The organism is Paenibacillus sp. FJAT-27812 (assembly GCF_001273905.1).
Lineage (GTDB): Bacteria > Bacillota > Bacilli > Paenibacillales > Paenibacillaceae > Pristimantibacillus.
The window spans coordinates 4,999,153-5,011,554 of sequence record NZ_LIGH01000001.1 but is presented as its reverse complement, the minus strand read 5'-3'; the positions used below and the strand labels follow the sequence as shown (position 1 = coordinate 5,011,554).

The 12,402-nt window shown below is 51.2% G+C and carries 9 protein-coding genes; all 9 read right to left on the bottom strand.

The features are described from left to right. Window positions 1–203 precede the first annotated feature (203 nt). On the bottom strand, window positions 204–974 hold the full coding sequence (locus tag ADU23_RS20860) for a cell division protein FtsQ/DivIB (protein ID WP_053375501.1): 771 nt from the start codon (window positions 972–974) through the stop codon (window positions 204–206). A gap of 111 nt (window positions 975–1,085) precedes the next feature. Beyond that, on the bottom strand, window positions 1,086–2,354 hold the full coding sequence (gene murA, locus ADU23_RS20855) for a UDP-N-acetylglucosamine 1-carboxyvinyltransferase (RefSeq protein WP_053375500.1): 1,269 nt from the start codon (window positions 2,352–2,354) through the stop codon (window positions 1,086–1,088). A gap of 15 nt (window positions 2,355–2,369) precedes the next feature. Further along, window positions 2,370–3,275: a UDP-N-acetylmuramate dehydrogenase gene (gene murB, locus ADU23_RS20850; RefSeq protein ID WP_053375499.1), complete on the bottom strand. Its 906-nt coding sequence runs from the start codon at window positions 3,273–3,275 to the stop codon at window positions 2,370–2,372. A gap of 552 nt (window positions 3,276–3,827) precedes the next feature. Further along, entirely contained in the window at window positions 3,828–4,925 is a 1,098-nt protein-coding gene (gene spoVE, locus ADU23_RS20845) for a stage V sporulation protein E (RefSeq protein ID WP_053375498.1), read from the bottom strand. Window positions 4,926–4,971: 46 nt separating this feature from the next. After that, on the bottom strand, window positions 4,972–6,411 hold the full coding sequence (gene murD, locus ADU23_RS20840) for a UDP-N-acetylmuramoyl-L-alanine--D-glutamate ligase (RefSeq protein ID WP_053375497.1): 1,440 nt from the start codon (window positions 6,409–6,411) through the stop codon (window positions 4,972–4,974). Window positions 6,412–6,489: 78 nt separating this feature from the next. Continuing rightward, on the bottom strand, window positions 6,490–7,446 hold the full coding sequence (gene mraY / locus ADU23_RS20835) for a phospho-N-acetylmuramoyl-pentapeptide-transferase (RefSeq protein WP_053375496.1): 957 nt from the start codon (window positions 7,444–7,446) through the stop codon (window positions 6,490–6,492). A gap of 4 nt (window positions 7,447–7,450) precedes the next feature. Beyond that, window positions 7,451–8,866: a UDP-N-acetylmuramoyl-tripeptide--D-alanyl-D-alanine ligase gene (locus ADU23_RS20830; RefSeq protein WP_053375495.1), complete on the bottom strand. Its 1,416-nt coding sequence runs from the start codon at window positions 8,864–8,866 to the stop codon at window positions 7,451–7,453. Next, the gene (locus tag ADU23_RS20825) at window positions 8,863–10,350 is read right to left on the bottom strand and encodes a UDP-N-acetylmuramoyl-L-alanyl-D-glutamate--2,6-diaminopimelate ligase (RefSeq protein WP_053375494.1); all 1,488 of its coding nucleotides are present in this window, start codon (window positions 10,348–10,350) and stop codon (window positions 8,863–8,865) included. Before ADU23_RS20825 ends, ADU23_RS20830 begins: the two co-directional genes overlap by 4 nt. Window positions 10,351–10,426: 76 nt before the next feature. Next, a complete protein-coding gene (locus ADU23_RS20820) occupies window positions 10,427–12,367 on the bottom strand; it encodes a stage V sporulation protein D (RefSeq protein ID WP_053375493.1) in 1,941 nt (646 codons plus the stop codon). Window positions 12,368–12,402 lie beyond the last annotated feature (35 nt).

Sequence of the window (12,402 nt, the reverse complement as noted above, 5' to 3'; positions counted from 1 at the left end):
TCAAATAAAAATTAATATTTCACTTGTTCAAGGTCTTCCTACTTATTCAACGCTTTTAATATTTTCCCTCTTTTTTCAACAAAATTTTCGTAGTATTTTCGCTTTTTGTCGAGCCCCGCCCCTTGCGGCACTCTATATTTCCTAATGTTATCCAGCCCCATCGAGTTTGAATGCGATAAATAAAATTCTACCATTCTTTGAAGCTATTGAGTAGTCTCTTTTTGATCAGCGTCCATATTTTCTGGACTATCGCTCTGAAAAGGAACATATGTATCCGCAAGCAGCATCGTAATCTTCCCCGGCTCCTGCGTCTCGATTACAGCATTCAGCGCCTCGATCTTCTCCGTAAGAACGGAGACGGCCGTAATCACTTCAAATTTCGTTCGCGTATATATCCTTATGCGATCGGGATAAGCGGATGATGGATAAGGGATAATCTCCGATAGATCGGAGAGCTGCTTCGTCGTTATTTTGCCAAGCTGCGTCGTTAACTCTGCCTTTACCGGATTATTGTCCGTCCAGCCGGAGAGCACGGGCTTGTCCACAAGCTGCATAACGTCGCTTTCCGCTTCAACGGTAGTCCCGTTAGACAAGAGCGCTGTCATTTCTCCCTGCTTGGAGAGCTCGAATGCCACCACCGGAAACTCCGCCACTGCAATTTTCACAAGGCCCGGGAAAACCTTTGTGACCTTTACTTCATTTATTTGCGGAAGCGTCAGCACTCTCTCTCTGATCGTCGATGATGAAGTCCGGAAAAACGCATCGCCAACCAAGATCGCGGATGCTTTGCTTATTTCCTCACTTGTAACAAATCTTGTACCCTCAATTTGTATTTCTGAAACCTTGCTGATAGAGGAATTAAAAAATAATACCGCCAAAAGAGCAACAAACAATAGAATAAGTATGGTTAACAGCTTTCGGCTGCCCATTCGTTTTCGATTAGGTTCCTTCAGTACAGGCATCTGCGAGCTCATAACTTGTCCCTTCTTTCCCCAAAAAACATCCGGCTAGCTTCCATGCCTTCGCTTTCGCTCAGCATCAATAGCGTACCGGCTGTTTCTATCTTGCAGCTCATGCGCATAGTATTAGTTATTAGGCACCGGAGAATATCGCGATATGCGCGCACCAAGCCTAGACAACATCGTTTCGATTTTCTCATAGCCGCGGTCAATGTGATGAATTTGCTCAACGACCGTTTTTCCTTGCGCTGCTAGACCTGCTATGACAAGGGCCGCGCCCGCTCGTAGGTCGGTCGCCTCCACCGTAGCTCCATAGAGCCTCGGCACGCCACGAATGAATGCGGCGTTCATATCAACGCGAATGTCAGCACCCATACGTGACAGTTCATCCACATGCTTAAGTCTGCCTTCAAAAATCGTTTCCTTCAATACGCTTACTCCATCAGCAAGCGTAAGCAGCACCATAACCTGAGACTGCAAATCGGTAGGAAAAGCCGGGTACGGAGAGGTTACAATTCTCTCAACCGCTTTGGGTCTGGTAGCACTGCCAACTTTAATTATATCACCGTCGACAACGATTTGAACACCTGCCCGGCGCAGAACATGAATCAAGGACGATAAGTGAGCGGGTTGCGTATTTTGGAGCGTCACATGGCCGCGTGTTGCGGCGGCAGCTACCATAATCGTCCCAGCTACTATGCGGTCGGGAATGACCTTGTAACGACATGGTGTTAGCGACTGTACCCCATCTATCGTTATCGTGTCGGTTCCGGCACCCATAATCTTCGCGCCCATTGCATTTAGAAAACGCTGCAAATCTTGAATTTCCGGCTCACGCGCGGCGTTAGTGATCGTTGTTCGGCCTTCTGCCAGAGCAGCGGCCATCATAATGTTTTCCGTAGCGCCAACACTCGGGAAAGTTAAATGAATGTCGGCGCCCCGCAATTTATCCGCCCGGCAAATAATACGGTTGCCGAGCTCTTCTATCTCTGCGCCAAGCGCCTTTAAACCCTCTAAATGCAGATCAATCTTTCTTTCGCCAATTGCACACCCGCCAGGCTGGTAAACCTGCGTTTCTCCAAACCTAGCCAGCAAAGGTCCCATTAGAAAAATAGAAGAGCGCATCTGTCTCATTAACGATTCCGGCACGTGGGATGTATGTGCAGTTTCAGTGTCCAGCACGACTGTACCTCCCGAATGCTCGGCGCGGCATCCTAATTCGCGTAAAATGTTCAGCATGACATCGATGTCTAGCAAATCAGGCACGTGATCTATCGTTGTTGTGCCATCGGCCAGCAGACTGGCAGCCAGAATCGGCAAAGCGGCATTTTTCGCTCCTTGGATAACTATGGTTCCTGAGAGAGGTTTCCCACCTTCAATCACCAATTTGTCCAATGTATCACCTCCGAATTACCGCTCACCCACCACCAATACTTCCGGCACCAGCAGGATGCCGAAGCGGTCCTGAACGGTGCTTTGTATATGAGTCATGAGGGCGAGAACGTCTTCAGCTGTCGCTTGCCCGGTATTTACGATAAAATTGGCGTGCTGCTCCGATACTTGCGCCCCGCCGAGACTTTCACCCTTGAGTCCCGCCTCTTGAATAAGTCTAGCGGCGTGATCATTAGGCGGATTGCGGAACACGCTGCCTGCTGTTGCAAGCTGCAGCGGCTGCGTTCTCAATCTTCTCTCTTTGTAAGAGGCCATTACAGCGAGGACTTCCTTCTTATCCTTCTCTGCCAGCTCGAGTGTTGCCTCAACGACAATGCCCTTTTGCTCATGCAGAATCGAATGGCGGTAAGAAAAATGCATGTCATCTCGTTCGTAGCGTACCAACTCTCCTGTATCCAGTACAATCTCAGCTGACTTAAAAATACGTGACACATCCGATCCATGCGCGCCAGCATTCATATAGACGGCTCCGCCTACCGTACCTGGAATTCCCCCCGCGAACTCAAGTCCGGTCAGACCTTCCTTACCCGCCATGACTGATAGCTTAATTAATGAATACGAAGCGCCGGCTATCACCAGCGATCCTTCAAATCGCACGTAATCTAACCCTCTGTGCGGTTTAATCACAACGCCGCGAATGCCTTTATCACTCACCAGCATGTTTGAGCCTCTGCCTAAATTAGTCCAGGGCAGCTGATGCTTTTGCACCAAACGAACCGCAGCAACTAATTCTTCTTTGCTCCGAGGGAGGATTAATATATCAGCGGGACCGCCGATTTTCCATGTTGTATAGTTCGAGAGCGGTACGTTATACAAAACTTCGCCAAGATTGGCTTGTTCCAATTCCGCTTTAAATGCTTCCATTAGTTGAACCTCCTTAAGGATTGCAGGGCAAAACCTGCCTTGTACGCATCGTTTAGGAATTGCAGAGCAAAACCCGATCGCATGCACATGACTTGCTGAATAAATGATAATGAAACGATTCGCTGATCTCCGTTTGCAAGCTCTAAAACGCTGCAGCCGGATCGTTTTGTTGCAACAACCGCTCCTTTCGGGCGACGGTCACGAATATAGTGTATCCTATGCCCTTATAGGCTCTTGTGTGACAATGGCCCATATTGAACGGACCGTTCCCGAATCGGATGATATCTGATTTGCTTGAGGCAAATCGTGCTGGCTAAAGTTTTGCGTCTATCCCGTTTATACTTCTCAAGCATTACCCGCTGCCGAATTCGAGCTAACGAGAACAGCCTGTACTTTTCGAATGTAAGCCGTATGAAAATCTAACCTTCCATATCGACAGCAATATCCGGCTTGAAAGGCCGCAGCCGCGTGAAAGCTAGCTGCAAACCGATCAAAAGCCGGACATTTGAATTCATTATGTTCTAAATGGCCAATCCAATCAGGCATCCACCCTCACCTCGAATATCGAGAGATGTTCAATAAAATGCCCAGTGCCGTTAATAAAAGCGTAAGCGACGAACCGCCGTAGCTGACGAGCGGCAGCGTTATGCCCGTTACTGGCATCATGCCGATGACGACGCCTATGTTAATGAGCACTTGCACGCCGACGATGCCGGTAATGCCAACAGCAAGCAAGCTGCCAAAAGTATCCGGCGCGGCAATGGCTGCACGAACGCCTCTCCAAATAACGATTAAAAATAATAAGATGAGCGTAACTCCGCCAATAAAGCCGAGTTCCTCCGCTAATATCGAAAAAATAAAATCGGTTTGCGGCTCCGGCAAATAGCTGAACTTTTGACGGCTCATGCCAAGGCCAAGCCCTACTAATCCGCCAGGCCCAATCGCGTACAGAGATTGAATGATTTGATAGCCCCCGCCTAGCGGATCTGCCCATGGATCAAGAAAATTCGTTATTCTTTTCAAGCGATACGGCGCTGCGATAACCAGTCCGATAAAACCTACAACACCGATCATCGCCAGCCCGCCCAAATGAGCCATTCTAGCGCCAGCCGTAAAGATAAGCAGCAAGGATGCGCCTACCATAACCGCACCGGTTCCAAGATCGGGCTGAAGCATAATTAAGCCGAAGGCTAGTCCCACTAAACCAAGCGGCGGCATTAGCCCTTTCGTGAATTGCGTAATCGTCTGCTGCTTCTCTGAGAGCCACTTCGATAGAAACAGGATCATGGCCAGCTTCATAAATTCCGAAGGCTGAATGCCGAAGGAGCTGATGCCGAGCCAGCTGCGGGCACCGCCGCGCACGACGCCGACACCGGGAACCAAAACGAGCAGCAGCAGTCCAAAGCAAACAATCAACGCCATCGGCGCCCACTTTTTCCATACGGTATAGTGCGTATTCATTGTAAATAGTAACGCACCTACACCTAAAGCGGCAAATATAACCTGGCGCTTCACGAAATAGAAACGATCGCCGAATTCATGAAAAGCTAGCACTGCACTAGCGCTGTATACCATAATCAACCCGATTGCGAGAATGAGCCCAATTGCAGACAACATCCAAATATCCGGGGCAGAACGCGCTTTGGCCATAGCGAACACACCTCTTAGCATGGGAAAGTAGGGACATGCCCCCTACTTACAAGGTATGCGCCGAATCTTTAAAAATGCGCCCTCTTTGCTCATATGAGGCAAACATATCCCAGCTAGCGCATGCAGGCGATAATAGCACGATATCACCTGTCTCAGCTATAGCTGCTGCTTGCTTCACCGCTTGTCGCAGGACGGATTCGGCGTCCTCACTAGGTTCGACGATTTCTATCTTGCCTAAACCTGCTAGCTCAGCAACCCGGGCCAGCTTCTCGCTTGTCTGGCCAAATGTAACGAGCGCTTTGAGGCGTTCGCGGAATAAAGGAACAAGCTCCATATAATCAGAGCCGCGGTCAAGCCCGCCAGCTACCAGCACGATCGGCGCTGCGAAGGATTGAACCGCAATCGTAGTCGCGACTGGATTTGTCGCCTTGGAATCGTTGTAATATTTGACTCCGTTTACTTCGCGCACGAACTCCAGCCGATGCTCTACGGCATCAAACTCCCTGAGCGGCGCTATAAGCTGATCCGGGGCAACTCCTGCAGCTAAGCTGGCTCCAATAGCCGCAAGCGCGTTAGCAGCGTTGTGACGCCCTGGTATGCCAAGCTCGGAGACTGGCAAAATCGTTATTTCCGAATCTTCTCCTTGTCGGAATACGATCTGTCTATTTTTTGCCGCTTCCTGCTCTTGCGAATCAACGACATCCAGCTCATATGGCGGCTCAATATAAATACCTGTGTCCAGCCGCTCATAAAGGGAAAACGGAAGCTGCTGCGCGACGAGAAATTCGGATAGCGCTCTGCATTCCGGGTCATCCCAGTTAACGACAGCCACATCATCCTCGGTTTGGTTATCGAACAGCTTGGCTTTGGAATTGACGTAGTCATCCATATCGCCATGATAATCCAGATGCGTCTCTGCAATGTTTAGCAATAGCGCGATATGAGGGCGAAAGGCATTCGTCCCTTTAAGCTGAAAGCTGCTGAGCTCGGCAACGATCCATTGGTCCGGCGTTGCCTCCTGGGCTGCTTCGCAGAGCGGACGGCCGATATTTCCTGCAACGATGGGCTTCAAGCCCGCAGTGCTTAAAATTTCGCCGATCCAAGTCGTCGTCGTCGTTTTGCCGTTTGAGCCTGTTATGCCTATGATCGGGGCAGGAGATAGCCAGTAAGCCGCTTCTACCTCTGTAATGACTTCAACGCCAAGCTCCTCCGCTCTCTGCACAGGCGGAGACGTGTACGGGATGCCGGGGTTTTTAATCAATAGCGCCGTTTCCTCTGTAATTAGATCGTCTGGGTGGTAGCCGCATAGCACAGAAATGCCCAAAGCAGTCAATTCGTCCGCTTCGGGGCATAATTCGCGTTTTTTCATGTCGTTCACTACGACGTCAGCGCCTAATTGATGAAATACTTTCGCTACGCTAACCCCGCTTCTAGCCAAGCCTAGTACGACAACTCGGCGGCCTTGATAAGATGCCGGATGATTCATAACTGACAGTCCCTTCTATGGATACATGAAGCGGCCCCAAATAAATCGGCAGCCGCTTTTTCATTACATTTGTCTCAATTATATAACAAAAAGAAGTCCAATTGCTGCAAGCACTAATCCAACGAGCCAAAACACGGTAACGACCTTCCATTCGGACCAGCCTACCAGCTCGAAATGGTGATGGATCGGACTCATTTTGAAAATGCGCTTGCCTCTGAGCTTGAATGAACCTACCTGCAAAATAACCGAAAGCATTTCGAGTACGAAAACACCGCCAATAATGATAAGCAGAAGCTCAGTCTTCGTCAAAATCGCCACTGCCGCAATCCCGCCGCCAATGCCGAGCGAGCCCATGTCACCCATGAACACCTTTGCCGGATGCTTATTGAATACGAGAAAGCCTAGCACAGCGCCGACCATAGCGGCAGAGAACACCGCTGATTCATGTGCCGACGTTTGCAGCGCGACAACGGTGAATGCGCCAAAGGCGATTGCGCTTGTGCCCGCGAGCAGGCCATCAAGACCGTCGGTGAAATTAACCGAGTTGCTTGCTGCGAACATAATAATGACGACTAGCGGGTAGTAGAACCAGCCTAGGTCAAAGCCCCAGCTTGTGCCCGGCACCGTAATTTCGGTGCTGTGGTGCATATTGTAGAGCATCGCGCACACGATTATGGAGAACAGCAGCTGGCCGAACAGCTTTTGCCTAGCCGTGAGGCCAAGCGATCTTTTGAAAACAATTTTAATGTAATCATCCAGAAAGCCTACTAAGCCAAAGCCGAGCGAAGCCGTCAACAGCACCCAAAACTCCGCCGTTTTATCGGAAAACTTCAGAAAGGCAATCATGAGCGCAATCATAATAATGATGCCGCCCATCGTTGGCGTTCCGCTTTTTTTCAGATGGCTTTGCGGGCCTTCCGTACGAATTTGCTGGCCAAACTTCAAGCGGCGTAGCAGCGGAATGAACAATGGTCCGAGCAAAACCGCTAGCAAGAAGGAGGCGCCTATCGAAAATAAAATGACCATCATGTCCATTTCCTCACCCCACTTCCAAAGCTTGGACAATCTGTTCCATCCGCATGCCGCGCGAACCTTTTACAAGGACGATGTCCGTTGGCAAAAGTTGATTGCGCAGCCACTGTACAAGCTCATCTTTCTCTTCAAAATGACGAATCGCATCATTCGCAGAAGCGCTTGGAAATTGCGACTTCACACCCTGCGAGATATGCTGCGCGACCGGTCCGAACGTAAGGACCGCATCGGCTTTGCTAGGCGTAATGTAAGCTCCGACATCGAAGTGCATCTTCTGCTCATCCGGCCCGAGCTCCAGCATGTCGCCAAGCACGATCCATTTGCGTGTATAACCTTCCAATTGCTCGACAAGATCAATCGCCGCGCGAACAGCTGTAGGGTTTGCGTTATAGGCGTCGTTCAAAAGCATCGCGCCATTAAAAGCTCGTACGGGCTGAATACGCATGCCTGTCAGCTTCAAGTGGCTTAAGCCTTCGATGATCTTTGCAGCCGGAACGCCGAAGAAGCGTCCAATTGCGATCGCGGCAAGCGCGTTGCTGACATTATGCTGACCGGGCACAGGAATTCGCACGGTCCCGATTCCGCTTGGCGTTCCGTTATAAATCGCTGTAAACGAAGCGGCTTCCGATTCAATGACGATGTCGGCAGCGGACCATTCATTATGCGCAGCTAAGCCAAAGGTGCGGCGCACGATGCCAGCCGGCAGCACGGAGCGCTCAAGCTCGGTTTCGAGCAGCGGCTCGTCGCCGTTGTAAAGCAGCAAGCCATCCTCGCTTAAGCCAAGAGCGATTTCCAGCTTCGCTTTGGCAATGCCAGCGCGCGAGCCCAGATGCAGCAGGTGGGCGTCGCCAACGTTAGTAATGATCGCGGCATCCGGCTGCGCTATCTTCGTAAGCAGCTCGATTTCGCCGAAGCCGCTCATGCCCATCTCAAGGACGGCTACCTCCGTGTCCTCCTCAAGCTGAAGCACGGTCAGCGGCAAGCCGATATGATTGTTCAGGTTGCCTTCCGTCTTGTGAACCTTATAAGAGGTTCCGAGAATAGCAGCCGTCATATCTTTTGTCGTTGTTTTGCCGTTGCTTCCCGTTATCCCAACGACGCGCACGACTAACTCGCTTCGGTAGGCGGACGCAAGCCGCTGCAAAGCAACGAGCGTATCCCCTACGATGAGGAGAGGCACGTCGGACATCGATTCCGGCACCTCGCGCCCCTTCTGCCATAGCGCAGCTACCGCTCCGTTATGAACGGCTTGCTCCAAATAGGCATGCCCGTCGAACTGCTCGCCAACGAGCGGAATGAACAACTGGCCCGCAGCAGCCTGCCGCGAGTCAGTCGTTACACCCGTTATCATTAGTTCCTTATTGCTTCCATTCCATCTTGCGCCGCTCATTTCGGCAATTTGCTTGATCGTACGTTTAATCAATGTATGATTCCCCTTATCGCTTCTTTCGCTACTTTTCGATCATCAAAAGGATATTTGACTCCGTTGATATCTTGGTAGGTTTCATGACCTTTCCCCGCAATCAATACTACATCGCCTTGGCTTGCCATTTCAACCGCTTTTTGAATTGCCGCCTTCCGGTCGGCAAGTAATTCATATGTGGAAGGATCGATTTTACCTTTAATAAGACCATCCTCAATATCCTTAAGTATAAGCTCCGGCGGCTCCGTGCGCGGATTATCCGAAGTAATAATCGCGTAGTCTGCATATTTAACGGCAATTTTTCCCATTAGCGGCCTCTTCGACCGATCCCGGTCGCCTCCGCAGCCAAATACGCAGATAATTCGCTKCTCGGCAAACTGCTCGATCGCCCGCAGCACATTTTCCAGACCATCCGGCGTATGCGCGTAATCGACGATCACGGCGAACGCTTGCCCGGCATTAACTGCCTCAACGCGTCCAGGAACGCCGGGAATCGCGCTTAAGCTGCGGGCAATCGCCTCCAGCTCCACCCCTTCAAGAAGCACGGCGCTAATTGCGGCAAGCGCATTGTATACATTGAACTTGCCCGCCATTTGAAGCGTTACGTCCGTCTCTCCCCGAAAGGTTTGGACATGGAAAGAGGTTCCCTGCGCCGTAATACGAATATTCGAGGCGCGAACATCCGCCTCCTTATCGATCCCGTAGGTCACCACCTCCGATGCCGTCAGCTCCGCGTATTCTGCGGCAGCGGCGTCATCCGCGTTTAGAACAGCATAGGAACGCTCGCTCTCCTCAGCCGTATACTCATTGCCCAGCCTCGAAAAAAACAAGCCTTTCACTGCCGCATATCGATCCATCGTTTCATGGTAATCCAGATGGTCTTGCGTCAGATTCGTAAACACCGCCGTCCGAAAACGGCAGCCCTTCACCCTGCCTTGCTCCAGCGCATGAGACGATACTTCCATTGCGCAATACTTCGTGCCCGCATCGCGCATTTCCCCAAGATAACGCTGCAGCTGCAGCGTCTGGGGGGTCGTGCTCGTCATCGGAAACGAAAGCCCTGCGTAACGACGCTCTATCGTGCCGATCACGCCGGTTGGCTTATGCTGATCATTCAAAATTTGCTCAATCAAATACGTGGTTGTCGTCTTGCCGTTCGTGCCCGTGACACCGATTAATTTGAGCGTGTGGCTTGGATATTCGTAAAAATGATTGGCGATGACTGCCATTGCAAGCCGGCAATCCCTAACTACAATTTGCGGAAGCGGCAAATTAAGCGGCCGCTCCACAATAAGCGCAGCAGCCCCGGCCGCGGCTGCTTGAGGCGCAAACAAATGGCCATCAACGGTGTGACCTCTTAGGCAGATAAACAATTGACCCTCGCTGATGCTCCGTGAATCGGTTTCGATGCCGCTTAATTCCGTTTCCCCATCGCCTATGAGCCGCGCGGTTGCAAGCAGCTCCGCAACATCCTTTAAACGCATCTGCCCCACTCCTCCCTTAAGCGCTGACGGAGCATCGATATGCCGCCCTCAGCACCCTCGTTAACTACCATTATAGTCAATGGGAGTGGGATATATTATCGTCTTCGCCCAAATAGATCCGAATCGTTGAACCGCGGTCAACGCGGGTTCCGGCAGCGGGAGCTTGCCTGATAACCGTTTTTCCCGAGCCTGCTGACGTTAGATTAAAATTCATGTTCAGATCCTCATACAAATCCGACACGGTTTTGCCCACCAGATTAGGCACCGTCACGATCGGAGTTTCGCCGTACTTATAGATCCGGTCGATCTGCTTATCGCGGGAAGGCACTTCCAAGATCGACAAAGCGTCCTCCATAATATTGCGGACGATCGGCGCTGCGACAACGCCCCCGAACTGAATTCCCTGCGGATTGTCGACCGCTACGTAAATAACGATTTGCGGATCATCCGCCGGAGCAAATCCTACGAAGGAAACGATATGCTCATTCGGTGAATAACGGCCGTTAATAACCTTCTGCGCAGTACCCGTCTTGCCGCCTACGCGGTAACCGTCGATGAAAGCATTTTTACCAGTTCCCTTCGCCACTACGCTCTCAAGCGCTTCGCGCACTTGCTTCGAAGTATCCTCCGAAATAACCTTGCGCACGGCCTCTGATTTGACGGTCTCTACGGTCGCGCCGGTTTCTGGGTTAATCCAAGACTTCGCTACATGAGGCTTGTATAGCGTTCCGCCGTTAATGGCGGCAGATACCGCTGTAATTTGCTGGATCGGCGTAACCGACACCCCTTGGCCGAACGCTGTCGTGGCTAGCTCAACCGGTCCGACCTGGCTGAGCTTGAACAAAATCCCGTTTTCCTCGCCGCCTATATCGATGCCTGTCTTTGTGCCAAAGCCGAAGTTCTTAATATAATCGAACAGCTTCTCTTTGCCAAGCCGCTGGCCAAGGGTTACGAAGCCGGGGTTGCATGAATTTTCAACTACCTCCAGAAACGTCTGGCTGCCATGTCCGCCCTTCTTCCAGCAGCGGAGCCTTGCACCGCCAACCTCGATAGCGCCGGGATCGAAGAAGCGTTCGTTTTTCAAATCTACCTTCTTCTCCTCCAGAGCAGCGGCAAGCGTAATAATTTTAAAGGTGGAGCCCGGCTCGTAGGTCATCCAAATCGGCAAGTTGCGGTTGTAAACCTCCGTCGGCACCTCGCGGTACTTATCCGGCTCGAACGTCGGACGGCTTGCCATTCCGAGAATCTCTCCGTTATTCGGGTCCATCGCTATGGCGATAATGCCGTCCGGCTGCAGCTTCGTCATCGCTTGATCAAGCTCTCGCTCCATGACGGTCTGAATTTGCTTGTCGATCGTAAGCTGCATCGTAAGCCCGTCCTTCGGCTCGACGTAGGTATCCGACGAATTCGGCATTTGCCTGCCGGCTGCGTCAGACAAAAAAGATACGCTGCCGCCGATGCCGCTAAGCTCGGTATTGTATTTGGCTTCAATGCCCGTTAAGCCTTGATTGTCGATTCCCGTAAAACCGAGCACATGCGCAGCAAGGCTGCCATACGGATAAAACCGTTTGTTATCTTCGGCAACAACGATGCCAGGAAGATCCAGCGCGCGGATTTGTTCCGCCTTGTCTATCGTAATCTTTCGGCCGCCTGGCCCAAGCTTTACGATCATTTTCCCTCTTTTGATCTTGTTGAAGAGCGTCTCCTGCGACATGTCCAGCAGCGGGGCAAGCGCGGCTGCAACCGCCTGCTGATCTTTGATCTGTACAGGAATCGCGTAGACAGTTGGAGAGCTGACGTTGTAGGCGAGCTGTATCCCGTTGCGGTCCACAATCTCTCCGCGTTTAGCAACGTACGGAATATCGCGCCGCCATGAGTTCTCCGCTTTATCTGCCAGCTCCTCGCCTTGCCACAACTGTACATAGCTTAGTCTGATACATAAGGCAAGAAATGAAATTCCCGCCAATATAAGTACGATAAATAAACGTCGCCTGACCGTTACATTGGATACCTTCACAACTTGTTCCCCCTCCGCTTGACTGTTTCGAAAGG

Excerpts from the sequence above, each read along its gene's own strand:
- ADU23_RS20860 (WP_053375501.1), bottom strand. The coding sequence starts at position 974 with ATGAGCTCGCAGATGCCTGTACTGAAGGAACCTAATCGAAAACGAATG.
- murB (WP_053375499.1), bottom strand. The coding sequence starts at position 3,275 with ATGGAAGCATTTAAAGCGGAATTGGAACAAGCCAATCTTGGCGAAGTT.
- spoVE (WP_053375498.1), bottom strand. The coding sequence starts at position 4,925 with ATGGCCAAAGCGCGTTCTGCCCCGGATATTTGGATGTTGTCTGCAATT.
- murD (WP_053375497.1), bottom strand. The coding sequence starts at position 6,411 with ATGAATCATCCGGCATCTTATCAAGGCCGCCGAGTTGTCGTACTAGGC.
- mraY (WP_053375496.1), bottom strand. The coding sequence starts at position 7,446 with ATGGACATGATGGTCATTTTATTTTCGATAGGCGCCTCCTTCTTGCTA.